At 66.2% G+C, this 25019-nt stretch carries 19 protein-coding genes and 1 tRNA gene; 10 read left to right on the top strand and 10 right to left on the bottom strand.

The window, feature by feature from the left end; all coding sequences use genetic code 11:
* Positions 1 to 476 precede the first annotated feature (476 nt).
* Positions 477 to 3071 (bottom strand): DEAD/DEAH box helicase, encoded by a 2595-nt coding sequence (locus ASF79_RS14485; RefSeq protein ID WP_082495915.1) that lies wholly within the window; start codon positions 3069 to 3071, stop codon positions 477 to 479.
* Between the two features lie 92 nt (positions 3072 to 3163).
* Between ASF79_RS14485 and ASF79_RS14480 the strand changes: the two genes are divergently transcribed.
* Genes ASF79_RS14480 through ASF79_RS14465 form a run of 4 tightly spaced genes read left to right on the top strand, consistent with a single transcriptional unit; the run spans position 3164 to position 9682 of the window.
* On the top strand, positions 3164 to 3802 hold the full coding sequence (locus ASF79_RS14480; RefSeq protein WP_055777580.1) for a hypothetical protein: 639 nt from the start codon (positions 3164 to 3166) through the stop codon (positions 3800 to 3802).
* Positions 3799 to 5343 carry a DNA polymerase Y family protein gene (locus tag ASF79_RS14475; RefSeq protein ID WP_055855968.1) on the top strand — a complete coding sequence of 515 codons (1545 nt, stop codon included), beginning with the start codon at positions 3799 to 3801 and terminating at the stop codon, positions 5341 to 5343. Before ASF79_RS14480 ends, ASF79_RS14475 begins: the two co-directional genes overlap by 4 nt.
* Before the next feature lie 12 nt (positions 5344 to 5355).
* Entirely contained in the window at positions 5356 to 8763 is a 3408-nt protein-coding gene (locus ASF79_RS14470; RefSeq protein ID WP_055855965.1) for an error-prone DNA polymerase, read from the top strand.
* Between the two features lie 58 nt (positions 8764 to 8821).
* Positions 8822 to 9682, top strand: coding sequence for an Fpg/Nei family DNA glycosylase (locus ASF79_RS14465; RefSeq protein WP_055855964.1), 861 nt, complete (start codon positions 8822 to 8824; stop codon positions 9680 to 9682).
* Positions 9683 to 9689: 7 nt separating this feature from the next.
* Here ASF79_RS14465 and ASF79_RS14460 read toward each other — a convergent pair whose 3' ends face one another.
* The 3 genes from ASF79_RS14460 to ASF79_RS14450 form a co-directional block, all read right to left on the bottom strand.
* The gene (locus tag ASF79_RS14460; protein WP_082495914.1) at positions 9690 to 10448 is read right to left on the bottom strand and encodes an SGNH/GDSL hydrolase family protein; all 759 of its coding nucleotides are present in this window, start codon (positions 10446 to 10448) and stop codon (positions 9690 to 9692) included.
* A 90-nt stretch (positions 10449 to 10538) separates the two neighbouring features.
* Positions 10539 to 12533, bottom strand: coding sequence for a vWA domain-containing protein (locus ASF79_RS14455; RefSeq protein WP_055855958.1), 1995 nt, complete (start codon positions 12531 to 12533; stop codon positions 10539 to 10541).
* On the bottom strand, positions 12526 to 13911 hold the full coding sequence (locus ASF79_RS14450) for a hypothetical protein (RefSeq protein WP_055855955.1): 1386 nt from the start codon (positions 13909 to 13911) through the stop codon (positions 12526 to 12528). Before ASF79_RS14450 ends, ASF79_RS14455 begins: the two co-directional genes overlap by 8 nt.
* A gap of 140 nt (positions 13912 to 14051) precedes the next feature.
* Between ASF79_RS14450 and ASF79_RS14445 the strand changes: the two genes are divergently transcribed.
* Entirely contained in the window at positions 14052 to 15209 is a 1158-nt protein-coding gene (locus tag ASF79_RS14445; protein ID WP_156366271.1) for a baeRF2 domain-containing protein, read from the top strand.
* A 19-nt stretch (positions 15210 to 15228) separates the two neighbouring features.
* Positions 15229 to 15459, top strand: a complete 231-nt coding sequence (locus tag ASF79_RS14440) for a hypothetical protein (protein ID WP_055777604.1) — start codon at positions 15229 to 15231, stop codon at positions 15457 to 15459.
* Between the two features lie 76 nt (positions 15460 to 15535).
* Here ASF79_RS14440 and ASF79_RS14435 read toward each other — a convergent pair.
* The 4 genes from ASF79_RS14435 to galU form a co-directional block, all read right to left on the bottom strand.
* Positions 15536 to 15611, bottom strand: a tRNA-Ala gene (locus tag ASF79_RS14435).
* A gap of 58 nt (positions 15612 to 15669) precedes the next feature.
* Positions 15670 to 16563: a hypothetical protein gene (locus ASF79_RS14430; protein WP_055855949.1), complete on the bottom strand. Its 894-nt coding sequence runs from the start codon at positions 16561 to 16563 to the stop codon at positions 15670 to 15672.
* A gap of 81 nt (positions 16564 to 16644) precedes the next feature.
* Positions 16645 to 17298 (bottom strand): GNAT family N-acetyltransferase, encoded by a 654-nt coding sequence (locus ASF79_RS14425; protein ID WP_055777611.1) that lies wholly within the window; start codon positions 17296 to 17298, stop codon positions 16645 to 16647.
* Positions 17299 to 17345: 47 nt separating this feature from the next.
* Positions 17346 to 18236, bottom strand: coding sequence for a UTP--glucose-1-phosphate uridylyltransferase GalU (gene galU, locus ASF79_RS14420; RefSeq protein WP_055777612.1), 891 nt, complete (start codon positions 18234 to 18236; stop codon positions 17346 to 17348).
* 85 nt (positions 18237 to 18321) lie between these two features.
* Between galU and ASF79_RS14415 the strand changes: the two genes are divergently transcribed.
* From ASF79_RS14415 to mscL, 3 genes are read left to right on the top strand one after another with little or no spacing between them, the layout of a single operon-like run.
* On the top strand, positions 18322 to 18900 hold the full coding sequence (locus tag ASF79_RS14415; protein WP_055855947.1) for a 5-formyltetrahydrofolate cyclo-ligase: 579 nt from the start codon (positions 18322 to 18324) through the stop codon (positions 18898 to 18900).
* A 47-nt stretch (positions 18901 to 18947) separates the two neighbouring features.
* Positions 18948 to 19289, top strand: coding sequence for an FmdB family zinc ribbon protein (locus tag ASF79_RS14410; RefSeq protein WP_055855944.1), 342 nt, complete (start codon positions 18948 to 18950; stop codon positions 19287 to 19289).
* A 19-nt stretch (positions 19290 to 19308) separates the two neighbouring features.
* Positions 19309 to 19743, top strand: coding sequence for a large conductance mechanosensitive channel protein MscL (mscL, locus tag ASF79_RS14405; RefSeq protein WP_055855941.1), 435 nt, complete (start codon positions 19309 to 19311; stop codon positions 19741 to 19743).
* A 22-nt stretch (positions 19744 to 19765) separates the two neighbouring features.
* Here the strand turns inward: mscL and ASF79_RS14400 are convergent, their stop codons facing one another.
* The gene (locus tag ASF79_RS14400) at positions 19766 to 20005 is read right to left on the bottom strand and encodes a hypothetical protein (RefSeq protein WP_055777620.1); all 240 of its coding nucleotides are present in this window, start codon (positions 20003 to 20005) and stop codon (positions 19766 to 19768) included.
* A 9-nt stretch (positions 20006 to 20014) separates the two neighbouring features.
* Positions 20015 to 23803, bottom strand: coding sequence for an AAA family ATPase (locus ASF79_RS14395; protein WP_235500771.1), 3789 nt, complete (start codon positions 23801 to 23803; stop codon positions 20015 to 20017).
* Between the two features lie 130 nt (positions 23804 to 23933).
* Here ASF79_RS14395 and ASF79_RS14390 point away from each other — a divergent pair, with 130 nt between their 5' ends.
* Positions 23934 to 25016, top strand: a complete 1083-nt coding sequence (locus ASF79_RS14390; RefSeq protein ID WP_055855938.1) for an LLM class flavin-dependent oxidoreductase — start codon at positions 23934 to 23936, stop codon at positions 25014 to 25016.
* Positions 25017 to 25019: the final 3 nt, after the last annotated feature.

The following is a 25019-nucleotide window of genomic DNA, read 5'->3' as shown; positions in this document are numbered from 1 at the left end:
CCCAAACAATCACCAAACGATGACTGCCCGGGGTTTTTGGCATTTGACTTAGTGCACGCTGTTGAGTTCTCAAAGATCGGACGCACCCGAACATCCACCACACCAACCGGCGCAGCCTCAACTCGGGGCAACTTCTCAAACCTAGACCCTGTTGAAGTTCTTGTCAAATCGAGCAATTCGAGCGACCGGATCGGAATCAGGCGCACCGAATCGAACTAAACGACTTTCGACAGGGTGAGGTTTACATCCTAGAAGGAGATGCGGAGTCGTTTATAGACTCTGATCTGAAACTATGGGATGGTCCCGCTTGAGGCCGGAAGCTCTTCGGCTTTCCGAACCTGTGGGGTGACAAGAGGAAACATTACGGAAACACTCGGCGCTCGTCAAAACCGGCGTGCAGCCCGGGCGTGTCGTCACCCGCATCCCCGGAATCCCGCGGAAGTGGCTCCCTTCGACAAGCTCGACGAGCGAAGGGCTCAGGGAACGCGGGGGCTGTTGTCGATCGAGACGACGCGAACAACGGCCACACCCTGCTCGTTGGACTCGGCGAGATCGACGGTCGCCGAGATACCGAAGTCGTGATCACCCGCCGGGTCATCGAAGATCTGACGCACCGACCACTCCCCCGGCCGCTCGTCGATGATGAGCATCGCGGCGCTGCGCGCATCCGCACCCGTGAGCAGTTCGTCGTGCTCGTCGAAGTAGTCGTCCATGGCATTCGCCCAGGCATTTGCGTCGAAACCTGACGTCGCATCCAATTCGCCGAGCGCTTCGTAGTTCTCGAGGGCCGCGAGCTGAATCCGGCGGAACATCTCGTTGCGCACGAGGATTCGGAAGGCGCGCGTGTTCGAGGTGAGCAGTCGCGGTGCCGGAGGCACGATGCCCGGATTCTCGACGTTGACCCCATCGTCACTCGGATTGATCAGCTCTTCCCACTCGTCGAGCAGGCTCGAGTCGACCTGACGCACGAGTTCTCCGAGCCACTCGATGAGATCGTGCAGTTCTTCGGTCTTCGCCTCGTCGGGGATCGTCTGCCGTGCCGCGCGGAATGCGTCGGACAGGTATCGCAAGACGAGACCCTCCGAGCGGGAGAGCTTGTAGAAGTTGATGAAGTCGCCGAAGGTCATCGCTCTCTCGTAGAGATCGCGCACCACCGACTTCGGCTTCAGTTCGAAGTCTCCGATCCACGGCTGCGAGGCGCTGTAGACCTCGAACGCCTCGCCGAGAAGCTGCTCGAGCGGCATCGGCCAGGTCACCTGCTCGAGTAGTTCCATGCGCTGCTCGTACTCGATGCCCTCGGCCTTCATCGAGGCCACGGCCTCGCCCCTCGCCAAGAACTGCTGCGCGGACAGGACCGGGCGAGGATTCTCGAGCGTCGATTCGACCACAGAGATCATGTCGAGCACATACGTCTCGCTGTCTTCGTCGAGCAGGTCGAAGACCGCGAGCGCGAATGGCGACAGCGGCTGGTTCAGCGCGAAATTGGGCTGCAGGTCGACGGTGAGCCGGATGCGATCGGGCCCGCCGCCCGGTTGCGGCACCTGGGTGACGACCTCGGCCGTGCGAAGGGTGCGATAGATGGCGAGCGCCTGGCGCAGGTGCGCGAGTTGTTTCGCCCGGGGCTCGTGGCTCGTCTCGATGAGCTGCCTGAACTCGGTGAAGGCGTCGCCCTCGCGGGCGATGACGTTGAGAACCATCGAGTGACTCACCTGCATGCTCGACGACAGGGTCTCGGGCTCTGCGTCGACGAGCCTCAGGAAACTGGGTTCTCCCCACGAGACGAAGCCCTCGGGGGCTCGCTTCTTGACGATCTTGCGCTTCTTCTTGGGGTCGTCGCCGGCTTTCGCGATCGCCTTGAGGTTCTCGGTCTCATGCTCGGGGGCCTGCACCACGACGGTGCCGGCGGTGTCGTATCCGGCTCGGCCGGCGCGACCCGCTATCTGGTGGAATTCCCGTGCGTTGAGCTGGCGCATCCGTACACCGTCGAATTTGGTGAGTGCCGTGAGCAGCACGGTACGGATAGGCACGTTGATTCCGACGCCGAGCGTGTCCGTACCGCAGATGACGCGCAGCAGACCCTGCTGAGCGAGCTGCTCGACGAGGCGACGATATTTCGGCAGCATGCCGGCGTGATGCACACCGATGCCCGAGCGGATCAGCCTGTTCAGCGTCTTACCGAAGGCTGTGGTGAAGCGGAATCCCCCGATGACCTCGGCAATCTCGTCTCGCTGTTCTCTGGTCGCAACGCGGATGCTCGTGAGCGCCTGAGCGCGCTCGAGCGCAGCGAGCTGCGAGAAGTGCACGATGTAGACCGGCGCCTGGTGAGTCTCGAGCAACTCCTCGACGGTTTCTTGAACGGGCGTCGTGGCGTAGTAGTAGTGCAGAGGAACCGGCCGCTCGACGCCCGTGACGACGGCCGTCTCGCGATCGGTTCGAGCGGTCAGGTCCTTCGCGAGCCAGGTGACGTCGCCGAGGGTGGCCGACATCAGAACGAACTGCACGTCGGGAAGGGTGAGCAGCGGGACCTGCCAGGCCCAGCCGCGTTCGGGGTCGGAGTAGAAGTGGAACTCGTCCATGACGACCTGCCCGACGTCGGTGTCGGCACCATGGCGCAAGGCCAGATTCGCCAGGATCTCGGCCGTGCAGCAGATGATGGGCGCATCCGGATTCACCGACGAGTCACCCGTGACCATGCCCACGTTGGCCGCCCCGAACACCTCGACCAGCGCGAAGAACTTCTCGCTGACCAGCGCCTTGATCGGGGCGGTGTAGTAGCTGCGCTGACCCCGCACGATGGCGGCGGCATGCGCCCCGATGGCGACGAGGGATTTACCGGTGCCCGTGGGCGTCGAGAGGATGACGTTCGCCCCGGAGACGATCTCGATGACCGCCTCTTCTTGGGCCGGGTACAGCGTGATGCCTCGTGAGCTCGCCCACGTCTCGAAAGCACTGAAGATCGTGTCTTCGTCGAACTGCTCGGGAAGGAGCGACAGCAGTGAGGCGCTTTCGCCCCCGTCGCCCGAGGCGGTGGCGTCGTCGTTGTCGGCGGCCTCGGGAAGAGTCACGGTCATGATGTATCGATCCTGCCCTCTGCCGGGCCGAGCGCCTAACCGACACTCGCGATCCGATTGACATATTCGAACATATATTCGAACATTGCAGAATGAGTTCGGTCGCGGCATTCGAGTCTCCTGCCTCGGTGAGGCAGGCTCTGCAGGCGCGCATCAGCTCGATGCAGTCCACGCGGCTCGACGAAGACGCCTTCCCCGTGCTGCCGATGATGCGGGCGGTGCTCGGTCGCGGTCTCCGCCGCGGAACGGTTTATTCGATCACCGGGTCGACGTCACTCGCCCTGGCCCTCGTCGCCGCCGCGTCGCAGAGCGGCGAATGGTGCGGGGTGCTCGACGTTCCCGATCTCGGGCTCGAGGCCGCGGCCGGTTGGGGAATCGACCTGGATCGGCTCGTCTGGGTCGCCGATCCGGGCGATCGGTGGATGTCGACGGTCGGCTCGATGGCGGATGTGCTCGGTCTGCTCATCGTCAGGGCTCCCGCGCGGGTCACCTCCGCTGAAGCGTCCCGGCTCCTCGCCCGGCTGCGGCAGACCCGATCGACGATGCTCGTGCTCGGCGAGTGGCCGCAGTCAGAGTCGCAGATCCGCGTCGTCTCGTCGTCGTGGACGGGCCTGGGCGCCGGTCACGGCCACCTGGCCGATCGACACCTCGAACTCGAGGTGCGCCAGGGGCAGAACGCGGGCGCGCCCCGACGGTCTCGGCTTCGAGTGCCGGCGGCGATTTCTCCATGACATCGTCAGACGCCCGTGTTCTCGTGGTCTGGCTGCCCGACTGGCCCGTCATCGCCGCCCGGCGCAGTCTCGAGCTGCCCGCCGATCAGCCACTCGCGCTCATTCACAAAGGCGTCGTCTTCGCCTGCTCGAGCGACGCTCGCACCTCGGGGGTGCAGCGCGGCCTCGCTGTTCGCGAGGCGCAGCTCAGGTGCCCCCAGCTTCTGGTCGTCGCCTACGACCCACAAGTCGATGCACGTGCCTTCGAGCCCGTCGTGGCGTCGCTCGAAGACCTGGTTCCCGGCGTGCGCATTCTTCGACCCGGGCTGTGCGCCATTCGCGCCAGGGGGCCCGCCCGGTTCTATGGCGGCGAAGAGCGCGCGGCGTCGACGATTCTCGAAGCCCTGGCGAGGGCTGACATTCCCGCGCGCCTGGGCATCGCCGACAGTGTCTTCGGCGCCGAACGTGCAGCCCTGAAGACGAACGACGTCACGCCCCTCTCGATTGTCGACGTCGGCACAACACGGCAGTTTCTGTCCGCTCAACCCATCTCGACGCTCGACGACACCGCTCTGGTGCCCGTCCTGCGTCGTCTGGGCCTTCATCGCCTCGGCGACTTCGCCGCACTCGACCGAACGGCGGTCGGGGCGAGGTTCGGAGAGGCAGGACTCCGAGCTCACGCCCGTGCATCCGCGACCGACAGGCTGTCTGGAGCCGAACACACGCCCGAGGTCGACTTCGGCGTCGATGTCATCTTCGAGCCCGCGCTCGATCGTGTCGATCAGATCGCTTTCGGCGTCAGAACAGCATCCGAGTCGATGGTCGATCGGCTGGCCGAGAACGGCATGGTCTGCACGGCCCTGCGCATCACCGTCACGAGCGAGTCCGGCGAGCGGCGAGAGCGATCCTGGTCGCATCCTCACCATTTCTCGGCGGCCGACGTGGTCGACCGCGTGCGCTGGCAGCTTCAGGGGTCTGGCGGCGGCAATGCCGGGCTGACGTCTCCGATCGAGCGAGTCGAGATGTCTCCCGCCCGAGTCGACGCGAGCGCCAACCACGAATCCGGCCTCTGGGGCACCTCGCTCGACGAGCGCGTGCACCATGCCCTCGCCAGACTGCACAGCATCCTCGGCCACGGGGCGGTCGCCACCGCGTCGCTCGGCGGAGGCCGCTTTCTGAACGAGAGGCAGGTTCTCGTCGCCTGGGGAGACGAGACCCCGACGTCGAAACGCGCTCTCCCCTGGCCTGGCAGCATCCCGCCACCGGCTCCTGCCACCGTCTTCGCCCACCCGAGACCGGCAGACGTGCGTGGCCCCAGCGGCGAGCCGGTCGAGGTCGACGCCCGAGGCATGACCACGGCGACTCCAGCATGGCTCGCGCTCGACCGCTCCCCCGCCCTGAAGGTCTCGTCGTGGGCCGGTCCTTGGCCGGTCACGCAGAGATGGTGGGACGCCGACGCCCGCAGAAGCGCGCAGCGATTCCAGATGGTCGATTCAGAGGGCATGGCCTGGCTGATGATCCTCGAAGACCACGAGTGGGCGGCCGAGGCACGCTATGACTGAATACGAGACGCCATGAACTGGGCGAACCCGCCGATCCCCTGGGCCGACTTCGAACGCCTCGCATCGGGCACGACTCGGCGCGATGATCGCCCGCACGGAGCCGACGGGGGCGACAGTCCTGCCTGGTCGCGCAAACGCGCGCCCTACGAACCGCGCGCCCGTGTCGAGAGACCGTCCGGAACCGTCGTCCCCTACGCCGAACTGCATGCGCACTCGCACTACAGCTTTCTCGACGGCGCCTCGTCGCCAGAACGCCTCGTCGAGGAAGCCGTGCGACTCGGGCTCACCGGCCTCGGCCTGACAGATCATGACGGCCTCTACGGAATCGTTCGTATGGCCGAGGCCGCCGAACGCATCGATCTGACGACCGTCTTCGGCGCCGAGCTCTCGTTGGGTCTCGGGGCCCCCCAGAACGGCGTCGCCGATCCCGAGGGCGAGCACCTCGTGGTTCTCGCGCGAAGAGAAGCCGGCTACCACCGCTTGGCCGGCGCCATCACGAGCGCCCAGCTCGCGCCTGGCGCCGAAAAGGGGCACCCCGTCTACTCGCTCGACGACCTCGCGCGAGCGGCGCAGAACTCGTGGCTCGTCTTGACCGGATGCCGCAAGGGTGCCGTCAGAAGAGCTCTCGAGAGCGACGGAGCGCCGGGGGCCGCCCGAGAACTCGACCGTCTCATCGACCTCTTCGGTCGAGACAACGTGGTGGTCGAACTGTTCGACCACGGGGATCCTCGTGCATCGAGCATCAACGATGCCCTTGCTGATCTGGCGGCGCGGGCTCATCTGCCGGTGATCGCGACGAACAACGTGCACTTCGCGAGTCCCGAGACGTATCCGCTCGCATCGGCCCTGGCGGCGATTCGCGCGCGCCGCAGCCTCGACGAGATGGACGGCTGGCTGCCGGCATCCAACGGTGCCCATCTGCGCAGCGGGGCCGAGATGGCCGCCCGATTCTCTCGTTACCCGGGGGCCGTCGAACGAACGGTCGAGATCGCCGCAGATCTGTCGTTCTCCTTGCGATCGGCGCGGCCGAATCTGCCGAAACTCGACGTGCCGGCCGATCACACGCCGATCAGCTGGCTGCGCGAGCTCGTGCGAAGGGGTGCGCAGAAGCGCTATCCGAATGCGACACCGGAGATTCGCGACAGGCTCGAACGCGAGCTCGGTGTCATCGAAGACAAGAACTTCCCCGGTTACTTCCTCATCGTCGAAGACATCGTGGGTTTCGCCAGAGGCAGGGGAATCCTGTGTCAGGGGCGTGGATCTGCGGCCAACTCAGCCGTCTGCTACGTCCTGGGAATCACCGCGGTCGACTCCATCGCACGCGGGCTCCCCTTCGAACGCTTCCTGTCGGCACTCCGAGAAGAAGAACCCGACATCGACGTGGACTTCGACTCCGACCGCCGCGAGGAAGTGATCCAGTACGTCTACGAGCGTTACGGCCGACGAAACGCAGCGCAGGTGGCCAACGTCATCAGCTACCGCCCCAAGAACGCCGTCCGCGACGTGGCGAAAGCGCTCGGCTACAGCCAGGGTCAGCAAGACGCCTGGTCACGGCAGATCGAGCGATGGGGAAGCCTGACCGAGACCCACGATCACGACATTCCGCCGGCGGTGACCGATCTGGCACAGCAGCTTCTCAAGGCCCCTCGGCACCTGGGCATCCACTCCGGCGGCATGGTGCTGACCGAGAACCCGGTCGGCGAGGTGGTGCCCATCGAGCACGCGCGCAAAGAGAACCGCACCGTTCTGCAGTGGGACAAGGACGACTGCGCGTGGATGGGCCTCGTGAAGTTCGACCTGCTCGGCCTCGGAATCCTCGCGGCCCTGCAGTACACCTTCGACCTCGTAGCGGAGCACACGGGTGAGCAATGGGATCTCGACAGCATTCCCAAAGAAGAGGCCGGGGTGTACGACATGCTGTGCCGCGCCGACGCCGTCGGGGTATTCCAAGTCGAGAGCCGGGCCCAGATGGGCACGCTTCCGAGGCTTCTACCCCGGCGCTACTACGACCTCGTCATCGAGATCGCCCTCATTCGGCCCGGCCCCATCCAGGGTGGCGCGGTGCACCCGTACATCCGGCGCAAGACGGGAGAGGAGAAGGTCACCTATCCTCATCCCCTGCTCGAGCCCGTCCTCGAACGCACGCTCGGAGTGCCGCTCTTCCAGGAGCAGCTGATGCAGATGGCCGTGGCGGTCGGGGGATGCTCTGCCGCCGACGCCGATCTGCTTCGCCGGGCCATGGGCTCCAAACGCGGCGTCGAGCGCATCGAGTCGTTGAAAGCGACCCTGTTCGAGGGCATGGCCCGAAACGGACTCGACCTCGAGACCAGCGAGGACATCTACTCGCGTATCCAGGCGTTCGCCAATTTCGGCTTCGCAGAGAGCCACGCCCTCAGCTTCGCCCTTCTGGTCTACGCCAGCGCCTGGCTCAAGCTGCACTACCCCGCGGCGTTTCTGGCCGCGCTCCTTCGAGCCCAGCCCATGGGTTTCTATTCACCCCTCACCCTCACCGCGGATGCCCGCCGGCACGGCGTCGAGGTACGCCGGCCGAGCATTCAACGGTCTCTGGCCGACGCCACGCTCGAAGAACTCGACAGCGTTGTCCCCGCCGACACGCAGAACCGCGCGGAGTGCTGCGATCCGAACCAACCTCCCGTCGGCGCGTTCGATCGTGCGGCGCCCGACCTCTCGGCTTCCCACCGTCGAGACGGTCGCTTCGCCGTGCGACTCGGCCTGGCCGCGGTCACCGGCATCGGGGCCGACCTCGCTCAGCGCATCGTCGTCGAGCGACAGCAATCAGGCGACTTCACCGACCTCGCCGACCTCGCACGCCGGGTGGGGCTGTCGACGGAGCAGCTCGAGGCGCTGGCCGCCGCCGGAGCCTTCGATTCGTTGGGCATCAGCCAGCGCGAGGCATTCTGGCAGGCCGGGGAGGCATCGGCGGAACGCCCGGATCAGCTCGCGGGCTCCTCCGTCAGCGTTCAGCCGCCCCTGCTTCCCGTGTTGACGTCGACCGAGCGATTGGCCTACGACATCTGGTCGACCGGCATCTCTCCCGACGACCATCCGATCAGCCAGGCGCGCGAGGCGCTCACCGCTCGCGGCGCGTCTCCCATAGCCAGCTTGACCACGGCCGAGACGGGCAGACGCGTTCTCGCGGGCGGGGCGGTCACCCACCGACAGCGACCGCAGACCGCCGGCGGCATCATCTTCATGAACCTCGAAGACGAGACCGGCCTGCTCAACGTGATCGTCAGCACCGGTGTCTGGAATCGGTACCGGCGTCTAGCGAGGGAATCGCCCGCACTCGTCGTGCGGGGCATCCTCGAGCGCTCGCGGGAGGGAATCATCAACCTCGTCGCAGACAGATTCGAGGATCTCCCCCTGCAGACCCAGAGCCGCTCCCGCGACTTTCGCTAGCCCCTCCCCGCGCGGCTCGGGGTAGACCGCTGTCGGCGGTCGGGTCGAGACTGGAGACATGCCCGAACTCCCCGAGGTCCACGCGCTCGTCGCAGATCTGAGCGCACGGCTGGTCGGCCGAACCATGGCACGCCTCGATCTGGTGTCGTTCTCCGCACTCAAGACCTTCGATCCTCCGGCCTCCGCCCTGCGCGGCCGTGTCATCACGGCCATAGATCGGCATGGCAAATTCCTCGACTTCTCGGTAGGCGATCTGCATCTCGTGATGCACCTGGCTCGCGCCGGCTGGATCCGCTGGCGCGACAGCGAACCTGCGCCGCGCACCCGGCCGACATCCGGTCCCCTCACGGCTCGACTCGTTCTCGACGACGGATCCGGGTTCGACGTCACCGAAGCGGGAACGAAGAAGAGCGTCGCCATCTGGATCGTTCGGAGTGTCATCGAGATCCCGCAGATCGAGCGCCTCGGGCCCGACCCCCTCGACCCCGCTTTCACCCTTGAGGTCTTCACCCAGATCCTGGCCTCCGCCGGTCGAACGCAGATCAAGGGCGTGCTGCGCGATCAATCGCGGATCGCCGGCATCGGCAACGCCTACTCCGACGAGATCCTTCACGTGGCACGCATGTCGCCCTACAAGCCGGCCTCTATGACGCCAGACGAGGCGGCCCGACTCTACGACGCGACCCGCGAGACTCTGCTGGGTGCCATCGAGCGGTCTGAGGGCGTCAGCGCGGCGAACCTGAAGCGAGAGAAGAAGACCGCCATGCGCGTGCACGGCAGGGCCGGGCAGGAGTGTCTGGTCTGCGGCGACACCGTGCGACAGGTGATCTTCGCCGACCGCACTCTGGAGTACTGCCCCAGCTGCCAGACGGGCGGAAAGCCGCTGGCCGACCGGGTGCTCTCGAGACTGCTGAAATGATCGGCCGTCAGCCCGCCTCACGAATCGCTGCGGCCACGGCTGCCGCGATCACGGTGAGTCCCTTCGACACGGGGTGGATGTCGTCGAACTGCATAAGCTCGGGCTGGCCGGCGAGAGGCTGCCCGATATCGAGGTAGTCGGCGTCGACAGCCTGTGACGCCGCGAGGATGTCGGCGTCGAGCTCGCCGAGCTCGTCGGGCGGGGTGGTGTCTCCCCAGAAGGCATTCAGGGCGAAGATGCGCGCCTCGGGCAGTTCGTCGCGCAGATAGCTCATGGTCTTCATGGTCTGGATGGCGACCTCGTCTGGGTCTTCGTCGAGATCGTTGCTGCTCGCGGCGATGATGACGATGGAGGGGTTCAAGTCGACGGCCTCCACGGCCTGATCCTGAAACGTGCCGCCATCGTCACCGACGGCCACGAAGCCGCTGCCGTCGGCCGCCAAGTCGGTGAGCTGCCAATTCGTGGCCGCGCCGATGAGCTGCGGCCAGGCATGGCTCGACTTCACATTGTGGCCGTCCATGATCGAGTCGCCGATGGCCACGACCACAGGTCCGGGCTCTGAGGCGGCCTCCACCGTGCCCGGGCCCGGGGCCGTGGTCGGCGGGGTCGTCGCCGACAGAGCTGCCGATCGGGAGTCGATGTGGATGTGCTCGCCGGACCCGTGGGTGACGCTCTGCACGACGACCGAGACGACGCCGGCCGAGACGAGCATCGAGCCCGCAATCATCACCGCGACAGCGCGTTTGCTACGACGCTCAGGGCTCATCTCTCGACCTCACTCACCAGTTCGACAGTAGTCGGCAGCCTCGCTCGGCGGTCGTAAGGACCCTGGACGCGGGCTATGAATTCACCCGGGTCAGAACCCCGACCCGTCGCGCGAGCCGAGATAGGAATCGACGACGGCAGCACCGAGATCGTCGAGCTCAGGTGAGACCACGCTGCCACCGACCCGCTTCGCCATCGAGTCGATGAACCGGGCAAGCCCGGGGTCGTCGCCCAGACGGAAGAACGTGGTCGACGCTCCGAGACGCATGGAGTTCTCGAGTTCCCGAACGGCGACCGCGATCGTCAACGGATGTGGCGGGTAGTCGAAGAACACCTCGCCGCTCGATTCGAGGTGGGAGGTCGGCTCGCCGTCGGTGACGATGAGCAGAACGGGCTGGGCATTGGGGTGCCGACGGAACTGCCTGTTCGCGAGCAGAAGAGCGTGATGAAGATTGGTGCCCTTTTCATACTCGGCTTCGAGACCCGTGAGCTGCTCGATCTCCATCACCCGAGCCTCTCGGCCGAACGCGATCAGCTGAAGGTCGTCCCCACGAAAGCGGCTGCTGATGAGCGTGTGAAGAGCCAGCGCCGTGCGCTTCATAGGAACCCAGCGGCCGTCCATGGCCATCGAGAACGATGTGTCGACCAGCAGTGCGACGCAGGCTTGGGTTCTCGCCTCCGTCTCCTGCACCTCGACGTCGCCGATCTCGATCCGGATGCCCTCCCCCGCCGCGCCGCCGTCGCGCGCGGTTCGCGAGAGGGCGTTGGTGATCGTGCGGGTCACGTCCCACGGCTCCGTGTCGCCGAACGACCACTCCCGAGTGGCACCCGACAGCTCGCCGGCGGCACCGGCATGCCTGATATCTCGGTTGCCCTGGCGCCCCGACAGCCTCTGGGCGACGTCGCGCAGCAAAGAGCGACCGAGAAGCCGCATCGCTTTCGGGGTCAGTTTGAGAGTTCCGTCAGAGGCGCGCTTCATCGTTCCCGAATCACGCAGCGCCTTCTCGAGTTGAGCGAGGGTGCGGGCATCCGCCGAAGCCTCGTCACCGAGTTGCCGCGAGAGCGCGTCGAGGTCGAGGTCGTCGAGACGCGAGCCGCCGTAGCCCTGCGAAAGCTGCTCAGACAACTCGTCGAGCTCAGCGATGTCTTGGAACACGCCCGTTCCGTCGCCGAGACCGAGACCGTCGGGCCCTGACATGCGTTCGGACCCGCTCCAGTCGGCATCCGGTCGCAGAGCCTGCAGCTGATCGTCGAGTTGAGAGAGCGACGACATCAGCTCGGGCGAGCCGAAGGCAGTGGATGCGAGGGCGTCGAGTTCGTCGCGCTGCTCCTGGGTCATCGAGTTGCGCATTCGAGCGGCCGCCGCGGCTCTCGCGGCCAGAGTGTCGATCAGTTCGTCGATGGTGCTCGGGTTCTCGGGAAAGAACTCGCCGTGAGTCTGCATGAACTCATCGAACTGCTGCTGGCTGGACTCACCGCGTGCATGGTCGTCGAGCAGACCCGTGAGGTCGGCGAGCATGGCGGCGATGGCCGCCCTGTCGTCGTCATTCGCATTCTCGAGTGCGCTCTTGAGCCCGGCGAAACGTTGATCGAGCATCTCTCGTCCGAGCAGATCCTTGATGCGCTCGAAATCCTGTCGAGCCTCCGTGCTGCGCCAGGAATAGTCACCGAGTTCTTTGACGGCCGCCGCGGTCGAGGGCGATAGTGCTCCGAGCTGCATCTCGGCGAGGGCACGCGAATCATCGTCGAGCTGCACATCTCGAGCCAGCTGCTTGCGTTCCTCGAGCACCGCCTTGTCGAGCAGTCGCCTCACCTCGTTCAACGTGCCGTCGAGGTTGTGCTTCGCGGTGAGCTCACGCCGGCGCTCCGCAACACGGCGGGCAAGGTCGTCGAGTCCCGCACGATCACGGGTGCCTCGGCGCAGCAACTCCCGCAACGAGGCCTCGGGAGAGTAGCCCTCCATCACATCGTTGCCGATGGCGTCGAGCGCCTCGCGCAGGTCGATGGGAGGGGCGAGGGGGTCAGGTCCGCCCGCGTACTTGCCGTAGCGGGAAGCGCGGGTCAGGCGACGATTCGCCCTAGCCATAGATGGTCTCGCCTCCGCCTGAGGCCTTGCTGATGCGTCGGTCGAGGAAGAGTCCCTCGAGGGCGAGCTCTATCGCTCCCGCGCGCTGACCGTCGCTCTTCGCACCGAGCCGGTCGGCGATCTGGTCGTAGAGCTCGGATTCGCCGAGCGTCGGGAGCCCCGCGAGGAACTCGCGAGCCGGAACCTGTTCGCCCGTCGTGACCACAGCGCCCTCCTCGACGGCGGTGACAAGCGCCCTGAAATCGAGACCACGGAAGTATCCGTGCACCGTTTCTGCGGTGGCGCGACGCAGCAGGTGGTCGAGAATCTCATCCTCTCGACCCTCCTCGCCCGACTCGAATTCGATCTTGCCGCCGAGCACGTCGACGGCCGTTTCGAGATCGACGGGCCGGGCCACGGCATCCGGTTCGCCCTGCCGCGTGGCGCGATGGATGGCCGCCGCGGCGATGGTCTCCGCTCCGGCGATGGCGAAGCGGGCGCTCACACCGCTGCGCTGATCGACCGACGGAGACTCCCGCAGCGCGCGTGTGAAGCGGGCGAGGATCTCGACGAGATAATCGGGCACCTCGGCCACGAGATCGGCCTCCTGCCGGATGATCGACACCTCATCGGCCAACTCGAGCGGATAGTGGGTTCGGATCTCGGCGCCGAAGCGGTCTTTGAGCGGTGTGATGATGCGGCCGCGGTTCGTATAATCCTCGGGGTTGGCGCTGGCTACGACGAGCACGTCGAGGGGAAGGCGCAGCACGTAGCCGCGAATCTGGATGTCGCGTTCCTCCATCACGTTCAGCATGGCCACCTGGATGCGCTCCGCGAGGTCGGGAAGCTCGTTGATGGCCACGATGCCGCGGTGGCTGCGCGGGATGAGTCCGAAGTGGATTGTCTCCGGGTCTCCGAGGCTGCGGCCCTCTGCCACCTTCATGGGATCGACGTCGCCGATGAGATCGGCGACGGAGGTGTCGGGCGTCGCGAGCTTCTCCGCGTAGCGTTCCTCGCGCGAGCGCCACGATACGGGCAGGTCGTCTCCGAGCTCGAGGGCACGACGCACGCTCTGGCTGGAGATGGGGTCGAAAGGATGCTCGCCCAACTCCGATCCCTCGATCACGGGCGACCACTCGTCGAGCAGTCCGACCATCGTGCGCAAGAGCCTGGTCTTGCCCTGTCCGCGTTCGCCGAGCAGCACGATGTCATGACCGGCGATCAGGGCTCGCTCGAGCTGAGGGATGACCGTGGCCTCGAACCCGTGCAGGCCCGGCCAGGGATCGCGGCCCTCTCGAAGCGCGGCGAGGAGATTGTCGCGGATCTCGACTCGAAGGGACTTCTGCTCGTGGCCCGAAGCCTTGAGCTGACCGACTGTGGCGATGAGTGGACGCGTCATTCAGTCCACGCTACCCCCGGGTAGGGGGCGTTAACCCGCGTCATCGAAACCAGTCAATCCCCGCGAGAGATTCTCCCCGAAAAGATCAGGATGAAGAGACGGAAGATCCACTGGAGGTTCATATGTCTGACACGGGCACGATGACGAGTTCTGCACTCGCCGGCATCTATCGCGACCATGCCGAGTACACGCAGGTCTACCTCGACATGTCGGTCGACACGGCCGATCCGCCCGGAGTGCAAGACGAGCGCCGCACCTCGGTACTCGATCGGCTCGCTCTCGCAGGATCGCCACAGAGAGACCTGGACTGTGTCGCCGACGTGCTCGCGACGGCGACGGCGGGCCCGAGTCCGTTCTGCCTCTTCGTCTTGGTGCGCGACGGTGTCGTCGTCGTCGAAGAGGTTCTGCCCGGATTGGCCGTCGAACCGGAGATCACCTCATACGGGCCGCTGCCCGACCTCGTGCCGCTTCTGAAGGCCCAGCCTCTGGAGTTCACCTATCTGACCGTCGAGACAGCGAGGGATGGCGGAGAGGTACAGCTGTTTCGCGCGGGTTCGCGGGTGGCGGAGTCGGAGGACCACGTTCAAGGCCGCACGGACACCCTCCACAAGATCAAGGGCGGCGGGTGGAGACACGACCACATGCAGAACCACGCCGAGGAGATCTGGAGACAGACTCAATCGGAGCTGGCGAGCACGGTCGACGACATCGTTCGCACCCGTAGACCGCGGCTCCTCGTCGTGGCTGGAGACATTCGCGCACGTCAGCTTCTCGAACAGGAGCTGTCGGAAGCCAGTCGGGCGATCCTCTCCATCGAGCCGACGAACACGCGCGCCGACGGCTCGACGGATTCCGCTCTACCCGACCGCGTCGATGAGGAGATCGAGCGCATCCTCAATGACGACAAACAAGCCGTGCTCGATCTTCTGGCACTTCACGACGGTCGGGGCGACAACCTCGTCGAGCTGAACTTCGGCGGCGTCATTCTTGCCTTGGCAGCCGGCCAGGTCGACACTCTCATCGTCGACTCCGACCGGCTTCGTGAGAAGCAAGCGCTGGCTCTCGATGCGGAGCCGTGGGTTGCATCTGCCCCGGAAGACGCGCTCGGAGCGAGGATCCTCGGTCCGGTTCCCGCTCAGCTGGCTCTGTGCCGCGCGGCTCTACTGACCGACGCCCGCGTCCTTTTCACCGACTCGTTCCGTGTGCCCGACGGACAGGACGCGGTGGCGCTGCCCAACGAAGCCAGTGCCGCCGCAATCCTGCGCTGGCGCACCGGCCCGCCGGTTCCCGGAACCTGACACCAAACGACACCCACAGGTGCAACAGCTGATCGACTATGAGACCGAACACGGAAACCGGCTACCTGTTCAGGTGGTGCTCGAACAGCGTCTCGATGCCTTGAAGAACGGGGCGACACCGAGCGGCCAGATCGACACCGAGCACCCCGAGATTCCGGCAGCGTCGACATCCCCCGGCGTGAGCCCTGCCACCACGACAGCACCGGCCATCAACCCCACCTCGCACGGCGACCCCACGAACCCCTCCTGATTCATGGGTACTGCCGGCGACCTGCCGCCACAAGCAAAAAGGTCCCGGCTATAGCCGGGACCTTTTCGTGCTGTTCTGGTGGAGCATAGGAGATTCGAACTCCTGACCTCTTCGATGCGAACGAAGCGCGCTACCAACTGCGCCAATGCCCCGGAACTGCCTTGGAAGACTATCACGACCAAGGCGGCGACTCCGAACCGAACGGGGTGCTCAGCCCGCCCTGCGACGTGCCAGAACCTCGTCGAGGTCGAGGCGCGAACCGTCGGTCGTGTCGACGATGCCCATGGATGCGAAACGGCTGGGTGCACGGGGCGCTACAGGTTCGGCGACGGGGGCGAGCGGGAGCTCGATAGGTGCGACCGCGGGGCCGGCGGAGGCCGCCGCGCGCAGGGCGTTTTCGGCATCCGCTGCGGCCCGACGGAGGTCTGCCTCGATCTCGAGCGACACCTCGCGAGCCACCGACGGCAATGCCGTCGCCAGACCGGGGGCCGAGACGCGCGCCGCGTACAGGGGCTTGGGAAGCGGGATAGGGGTCCACTCGCTCGGAATGACGGCCTCGACGACCGGCACGGGCTCCGCCTCGAGGAACGATCCCCCATGGTCGACAAGCGTCTGGTCGTGAACGGTGAGGCGAGGAGCGGGCAGACGAAGACTGCGGCCCGCACGGGCGAGCTTGCCCAGCATCACGACGCAAAGAGAGGCGACGGAGGCTCCGATGAAGACGACCACCCAGGCACCGGCGAGCGTGATCTGAAAACCTGCGAGAACCGCCACCGAGACGGAGAGGAGGAAGATCGCACTGGTCACGGCGCGAGAACGCTTGATGCGAGCGGCGATGAGAACGGCGACCGGTGTGGCGTCTTGTGAGACCTGGCGCAGGTAGCGCTGCTGCTCGGCAACGCTGCGAGCCGTCGTGGCCACGCGGATCTCGTCGGGCACCTCGCTCGTCTCGGCGAGGATGCGCAGCGTCTGCTGCAGCCGCACCGCGTTGCGCTCGGTCGCGAGAAACTCTCGCCGCCGAGACCAAGTCGGCATGAAGTAGATCAGCCACAGCCCCGCTGCGACGGCGATGATGAGGCCTCCGCCCAGCCAGTCCGTTGTCATGGCTCTACGGTATGAGAGCGAGAGCCGGTTGGAGCCCTCTGGCAGCGTGTGTCGCGAACACCCGTGCACCAATTCGTCGGGTCAGCGAGGAATCGTCTCGATGGCCCGCTGCGCGGCCTCCCGGTCGACGAGCGGAACAGAGCCGCCGCCCGCGGGAACCTGGCCGTCCTTCCACCGCCGCAGCACCCCGACGGGGAGCTCTTCGGCGACCAGGGCGAAGCAGAAGTGATCGCGCCAGTCTCCATTGATGTGGATGAACCGCCGACGCAGACCCTCGTAGCGGTAACCGAGTTTCTCGACGACCCGCAGACTCGGGGCATTCTCGGGCCGGATGCAGATCTCGATGCGATGCAGGCCGAGCTGGAAGAACGCGTAGTCCGAGGCCAGGGCGACCGCGGTCGGCGTGATGTTCTTGCCGGCGAACCGCTCGGAGACCCAGTATCCGATGCTCGCCGACGACACCGAGCCGTAGCTGATCGACGACACGTTGAGCTGGCCCGCCAGCTCGCCGTTGTACTCGATCAGGAACGGCAGCCCGTAACCGGCTCGGGCATTGCTCTGCAGAGACCGGATGCTGGCCCGCGTGTCGAACGACATCGGCCCGTGAGGGTTGGTCGCCTCCCACTTGCGCAGCCAGCCGCGGTTCTCCATGAGCTCACGCTCGAGCGCTCGCGCATCCCGCACTCGGATGGGTCGGATGACGATCGGTCCGTCGGACAGGGTGGGAACAAACATCGGCGGTGACAGTCATGCCTTCTGGGTGGTGGTCGATCGACGGGGGCCTACAGGCCCTTGACGTACTCCTTGAGCCACGGTCGCAGGTCGCCGCCCAGATCTTCGCGATCGCTCGCCAGCTGGATGATGGCCTTGATGTAGTCGAGCTTGTCACCCGTGTCGTAGCGGCGGCCACGGAAGACGACGCCGTAGACGCCACCGGCAATGGAGGTGTCGGCCGCGAGGGTCTCGAGCGCGTCGGTGAGCTGGATCTCGTTGCCCTTGCCCGGCTCGGTCTTCTCGAGAACGTCGAACACCTCGGGCTGCAGAACGTAGCGACCGATGACGGCGTAGTTCGACGGAGCGTCTTCTGCAGACGGCTTCTCGACCAGGCCGGTGATGCGAACGACGTCATCGTCGTCGGTCTCTTCGATGGAGGCCACACCGTACATGTGCACGACGGACGGGTCGACCTCGAGCAGGGCGACGACGGTGGTCGTGCGGCTTTCCGCCACCTCGATCATGCGGGTGAGCAGCTCGTCGCGCGCATCGATCAGGTCGTCTCCGAGCAGAACCGCGAAGGGCTGGTGCCCGACGTGCATACGTGCACGCAAGACGGCGTGGCCCAATCCTCGGGGATCGCCCTGCCTCACGTAGTGCATCTCGGCGAGCGCCGTGGCCTCGTTGACCATACGCAGTTTGTTGCCGTCGCCCTTCGACTCGAGGGTCGCCTCGAGCTCGGTGACACGGTCGAAGTGATTGGCCAGGGCGTGCTTGTTGCGACCTGTGACCACCAGGATGTCGTCGAGTCCGGCGTTGACCGCCTCTTCGACGACGTACTGGATGGCCGGCTTGTCGACAACCGGAAGCATCTCTTTAGGAAGCGCCTTCGTGGCGGGCAGGAAGCGAGTTCCCAGTCCGGCTGCAGGAATGACGGCTTTTGTGATCTTTGTCCCCATAAGGGCAAGGGTATCCAATGCCGAACGGTCGATGCGCCGGATTGCGAAACACCGCCGATACATCCATGCATCTAAAATCGGTTAGATGGTCACCGACCCGATCAATATCAAGCGTGCACTGCGAGCGGAGCTCCGTGAACGACGTCGAACTCGAACCTCTGTCGAGCGGGCGTCCGCTACCGAGGGCTTCACCCGGAACCTGCAGAAGCTGGTCACCGACACGGGCGCGCAATTCATCTCGTGCTACCTGTCCGCCACCCACGAACCGAACACCCGGGAGTTTCTCAACTGGGCGCAGGCGAAGGGAATCCGCACCCTGTTCCCCATCGCGAGGGAGGACGGGCTGCTCGACTGGACCCACGGTGACGGCGAATCCGAGGCCGAAGGCCTGTTCGGAATGCCCGAACCCGTCGGCGAGATCCTCGGACCGATGATCATCAACGACGTCGATCTCATCATCATCCCCGCCGCCGCGGTCGACGCCTCCGGGGTCAGACTGGGCTGGGGTCGGGGATACTTTGACAAGACGTTGGGAAGCATGCAGAAGTGCCCTCCCGTCTACGCCGTGATCTTCGACGACGAGCTCCTCGAGAGCGTGCCCCGCGAGATTCACGATCAGCCCGTAGACGGCGTCGTCACCCCCACGCAGATCCACACGCTCTAACCCGCGCCGCTCGGCACGCCGTTCCACCGTTTTCAAGGAGTCTCCTCGTGCCCACCTATTCCTACCGCTGCACCGAGTGCACCAACGCCTTCGACATCCACCAGGCGTTCACCGACGACTCGCTGAGCGTGTGCCCTGTCTGCGGCGGCAAGCTTCGCAAGGTGTTCAGCGCGGTGGGCGTGACCTTCAACGGTTCGGGCTTCTACCGCACGGACTCGCGCGCGAGCGACACCTCGAAGGGCTCGACCAGCTCAGGCAGCACGAGCAAGGCGAGTGGATCGGGCGAATCGTCGTCATCCTCGAAGCCGGCAACGCCGTCGACGTCGTCGGGCTCCGGCACCTCCAACGGATCGTCGACACCGGCCGCATCCGGCAGTTCAGCCAAGTAGAGAAGCGAAGGGACACACCATGCTCAAGGGATTCAAGGAGTTCGTTCTCCGCGGTAACGTCATCGACCTGGCGGTCGCCGTGGTCATCGGAGCGGCGTTCACCGCCGTCGTCAACTCGATCGTCGAGAATGTGTTCAACCCGATCATCGCGGCAGCATTCCACGCGGAAGACCTCGTCGGTGCCTTCCCGATTCCGATCGGAGACAGCGCGATCCAGCTCGGCAGCGTGCTTGCGGCCGTCATTCAATTCTTGATCGTCGCCGTGGTCGTCTACTTCGCCTTCGTGCTGCCGATCAACCACCTCAAGAAGGTGGCCTTCATCAAGAAGCAGCAGCCCACACCCGCGGAGACGGTCAAGACTCCCCCGACCGAGGCCGAACTGCTCACCGAGATCCGCGACCTGCTCGCCAAACAGCAGGCCTCGTCATCGGGCCCGACGCACCCGACCGCCTGATCGCTCTAGAGGCCTGACTCGCTCACCAGTGAGGCGGCTTCTCGAGCTTGAGCCTGTCGTCGTTCTTGTCGCTGCCCCGCGGAGAAGGATCGCCCCACGACACGTCCGTGTCTTCGTCGGCCTTCTCTACGGGTGAGCCATCGGCTCGCTGGGGCGTCGGGTCTGAGCCGGCCACGGCATCCGTCGTCACGCGGCGACGCCCCGTGCGGCGAACCGGCGGTACCGGTGTCGCGGAATCGGGGTCGTTGGTCTCTTTCGGCACCTCGGGAGCCTACCTGGAGAACGGAAGCGGCGCCGTCTCGTCGGTGCTGGGCGACGTCGGCTGCCTGTCGACGGCCTTGAGCTCGCGCACCCCGATGACCTGGGCGATGCGCGACGCGACGGCCTCGGGGTCGCTGAACAGTTCGAAGCTGTGCACTCTGAGGTAGTGCCAGCCGAGTCGGCGCAGCATGTCGGGGCGCAGGCGCAGTGACTCGCGCAGGCTCGTGGAATGCACCACCGAATCGGTCTCGATGGCGATGGCTCGGCCGTCGTGCGACGCGACAAGGGTGAGCTTGCCGCGGTGTTCGAACGCCACGTCGAGACCACGAGATCCGAGTCGTCGCGCCAGGTCGATCAGCAGCGCGTCGCCGGGGCTCGAGAACGTGTCTGGCGTGGGCCCGGACTCGACCTCGGTGAGGATCTGTCGCAGCGCCACGATGCCGTGGGCCATGCGCTCCTCGTCGATGTCGTGAGGGTGGAAACAGCTGATGATGTCCATGGAACGGCGGGCACGGGTCATACCCACAGCGAGGAGTCTCTCGCCGCCGGGGCGCCCGAGAGCTCCGAAGTTCGTGAGCACGCGACCGTGGGTGGTCTTGCCGTACCCCACCGAGAAGATCACGCGGTCACGACTCTGGGCGACCGACTGGTCGAGAGTGGCGACCATGAACGGCTCGGCCCGGTCTTTGAGAATGAAGTCGCTCAGATCGCTGCGCTTGGCGAAGGCAGAGAGAACGGCCTGCTGCACGCGCACCGCGTGACGGGGGCTCGCCGTGATGACCATCAGCGATTCACCCGGGTAGTTGATTGCGTGGTCGAGCACGAGCGCGACGACCCGATCGACCTCGTCGTCGACGCTCTCGACCGCTCCGGTCTCAGCGTCGGGCATGCCTCCGCGGCCCTCCACATAGTGCAGCGCGAGGCTGCCGTGACCGAGGAAGGTTCCGGCCCAGGGCAGGGAGTCGATCTTTCCGCCGTAGAAGCGGTGATTGACGAGCTCCGCCAGGTCTTCGCCGCCCGCGCGGTAGCTGCGCGTAAGGGGAAGCGTGGGAACCAGTTCTGCCAGACGTGCCAGCGCGGACTCGGCGTGCAGCTCTTCGACCGACTGCTCGGCTTGAGCGCGGCTCGACGACTCGGGCGTCGCCGAGATGGCGATGTCGAAGCGCGAGGGGGTCTGCGTCACCGGGTCGCCGAACGCCACGACCTGGCGGCCACGTCGGATCGCGCCGACGTTCTCGGCCAGGGTCGTCGCTCCCGCGTCGACCAGAATGACCGTGTCGAAGTGCAGCGAGTCGGAGATCTCGGCGATCTCGTAGGGAGAGGCGAGCCAGACGGGAGCGAGAACGCGTCCGAGGTGGGGAGCCGCCTCGTGCAGAGCCTGAGCATCGACGCCGTCGGTGCGCAGAACGTTCTTGAGAGCCGCCGCCTCGTCTGGATGATCGACGAGTCCGACGCTCCACGTCTCGGCGAGTTGCCACGCCAGAAGGGCGCCGCTGGCTGAGGCGTGCGCCTCATCGACGAGCCTGAAGTCTGCCTCGAGGCGATCGAGCACCGAGGTGTTCGCGCCCAGCAGAGCCCTGTCGTTCGCGAGCATCAGCTCGAGGACCGACTGCCACCAGGCGAGTTCGAGTTCGTCGGCCACGGCGCTCTCGGGCACATGCCGTTGCGAGAGGTCGGTCAGCAGCGGGTCGAGCGAGTGCTCGCGAAGAGTGTCGAGAAGCGCGGTGCGCTCCTGCAGGTTGGCGAGCACCTCGGAATCAGCTGCGAGCCCGTCGACCATCGACACGAGCTCGTCGATGGGCAGGCTGGTCAGCTGACGGGCCGTGCCGACGGTGCCCAGCGGCACATCGAGCTGCGCGAGGTCTTCTGTGACCCGCTGGTATGCGACCTGCACATCGGCGATACCGATGGGGATTTCCGGCGGAATGCCGGCGGCAGCGAAGCGGTACCACAGGGTGCGCTGCTGCTGGATGTGCTTGAGGGCCTCGTTGAGGTCGCCGATGTGCACACCCGGACGCACGTATTCGCGCGCCAGGCTGCGCAGGCGGCGGCGGCTCGTCGACGAGAGCTGCGGTGAGTCGCGGCGGTTGGAGGTGGCCGCGATCAGCTCGGTCAGCGAACGGTCGAACACGACGGGAAGGAACTTGTCGAGCGTCTCGCGCAGATCGAGCAGCAGGCGCAGGTAGACGCCGAGCTCGGTGAGCGTGGCGAAGGGTCGCATGCGGGTCTGGCCGATGAGCTCCCAGGCGCCCGAGAGCAAAGTCGGAAGGTCGGACCGGTGCAGCTTCTTTGCCAGCTGGTGGGCGCTGTGCGCGTCGTCGGACGAGGCGAAAGCGGCGCCGTACCAGGGCGAGTCGTCGGGCCCGTAGCGGAACTCGCCCAGGGCCGCGGCCTTGCTCAGTGTCTTCGCGGCCTGGACCCGACCGGATGCGAGCCCCTCGAGAGCGTGACGGTCGAGGCGGGCCTTTGTGGAGGGAGGCGTCTGGAGCAGTTCGAGGCGCGCGAGTTCGCGCAGCGCATCGAGAACCGAGACCTTGAGCACGGGATCGACCCGGCCGAGCGAGCTGCGGTAGTCGAGCAGCACTCCTCGCAGGCGCACGAGGGCCTCGTCGACGTCGGCGACATGGGGCTGTCGGGCCTTCTCGTTGCGACCGATCGACTGGATCAGGTCGCGGCGGAGCGTGCGCGGCGATACGGCGACGCCGGGCAGACCGACGTCGGTGAGTCGACGGGCGATGCCGCGCAGGCTCAGGCGGCGGGGGCTCACGACGAGAACACGCTTGTTCTGTGCGATGAGGGCGCCCACGGCGTTCACGATGGTCTGGGTGCCACCCGTGCCCGGCAGAGTCTTGACGACGAGCGAGTTGCCTGCACCGATCTGGGCGATGACGTTCTCTTGCTCGGGGTCGGCGTCGAGCAGGAGCGTGTCGGTGGACGGCGGGCGCTGGTCCTGCGGCGTGGCGTCGACGGGGTGGTAGCCGTCCTGCACTCCTCGGCGGGCGGTGACGTTGCCCGCGAGCGCGTCGAGAACCGGATGCGCGAGGTCGACGGCATCCTCGACCAGCGCATGGCTGACATCGGCGAACGTCGAGACGGCGAGTCGGGGGCTGACGCTGAACCACGCCAGCTGCGAGGTGAGGCCGCGCAGCTGGTCGATCACCGGCTGGGGCTTGAAGACGCCGTTGTTGACCGCGAGCGCGACCAGGGCGTCGGCGTCGAGTTCGATCTGGAACTGCTCGGACAGGGCGCGAACGAGTTCGGGGTTGACCGTGGGCCCGCCCCGCAGCTTGAGTTCGAAGTCTCGCCCGTAGCGACGCACCGACACAGGGCGCAGCAGAACCGGAGCGCTGAAGGACTCCTGCTCGAGTCGCCACTCGGCGAATCCGATGCCCAGGTTGACGGCGTCGATGCCTCGAACGCTGCGCAATTCGACACCCTTGTCGGTGATCGCTGCGGCAGCGAGCCGCGCGGTGCGCAGAGCCAACTCGTCGCGAATGAGACTCGAGAGCAGCGTGGCGTTGCCCGTGATGAACTGCGCCAGCCCACCGGGGTGGGTGGCCGACAGGTCGATGCGGTTTCGGGGCGAGTCGTCGAAGTGGATGAGCGGAGATACTCCGCCTACCCTGCTGAGCTCGTCTCGCCAGCGTTCTCGACTGGGCTCGACCCGGCTTTCGCTGGAGAGGTTGGTGAGAGGTCGACCGCCCTTTTCAGGCGCGGTCTGGCGACCCCAGGTCGACGAGTCGTCGTCGGCCGCAGTCGGGATTCCGTCTGCATCTAGTTTCTTATCGGCGCGCCACACACGGTTACCTTAAGCTCGCCACGCCCGAAAACCTGGCATCTGCAAGGGGTTTCGCCGCATTTGCCCGGTTTCGACCGCGAGGTTCGCGAGCGCGGAATACCGGCGGACATCCGAAGCGTTGACCCGAACGATGCTCAAACTCTCTGTTCTCGACCTCCTGCCCGTACGCACCGATCAGACGACCGGCGACTCCGTCGCCTCGGCCGTGTCTCTCGCGCGACGGGCCGACGAGCTCGGCTTCACCCGATTCTGGGTCGCCGAGCACCACAACATGGAAGCCGTCGCCGCGACCTCCCCGGCCGTGTTGATCGCCCATCTGGCGGCGAACACGAGCCGAATCCGGGTCGGCTCGGGCGGCGTGATGCTGCCCAATCACGCACCACTCACGGTGGCCGAGCAGTTCTCTCTGCTCGAGGCGATGCATCCCGGTCGTATCGACCTGGGCATCGGGCGCGCGCCCGGCTCCGACCCCGTGACGGCGTACATGCTGCGCGGTGGGCGGGCAGAGGAGTCCGGGGTGGATTCGTTCCCGGGCGACGTCGAGCTGGTCGCCGGACTTCTCGGTTCCGGCGACACGCCGATCACCGACGCTTTCGACACCGCTGCGCAACCCGGGGTCGTCATTCCGCTTCGCGGCCGCGACTACGCATTGCGCTCGACCCCGCGCACCGCGTCGTCGCCCATGCTCTGGCTGCTGGGCTCCAGCACCTACAGCGCCCAGCTGGCCGCCCGGCTCGGGGTCGCGTTCGTCTACGCCCACCATTTCGGGCAGTCGGGTATCGACAGCGCCCTCGACCTGTACCGACGAGAGTTCCAGCCGTCGCCCGCGCTCGCCGAGCCGACCACCTTCCTCACGGTCAACGCCGTGGTCGCCGACGCGCGCGAAGAGGCCGAGGCGCTCGCACTCCCGCAGCTCATCACGATGGCGAGACTCCGCTCGGGCGGCGTGCTCGGCCCTCGGATGACGGTCGAGCAGGCCCAGGCCGAGGCCCTGAACCCGATGGAGGAAGATCTCGTGGCCGATCAGGCCGCGCGGTGGATCATCGGAACGCCCGACGCGGCGTGGTCGCACCTGACGACGCTGGCCGCGAAGTACGGCGTCGACGAGGTCATGGTGTCGCCGGTCGCCTCCGACCACGACGGTCAAGACGCTCGAGTCGGCGCTGGCGCAGAACGCACTCTCGAGCTACTCGCCGCGCAACAGAACCGGTAGCTC

The organism is Agreia sp. Leaf335 (assembly GCF_001423605.1).
GTDB lineage: Bacteria > Actinomycetota > Actinomycetes > Actinomycetales > Microbacteriaceae > Agreia.
The sequence above is the reverse complement of the archived record's forward strand: the minus strand, read 5'-3'. Positions and strand labels throughout refer to the sequence as shown.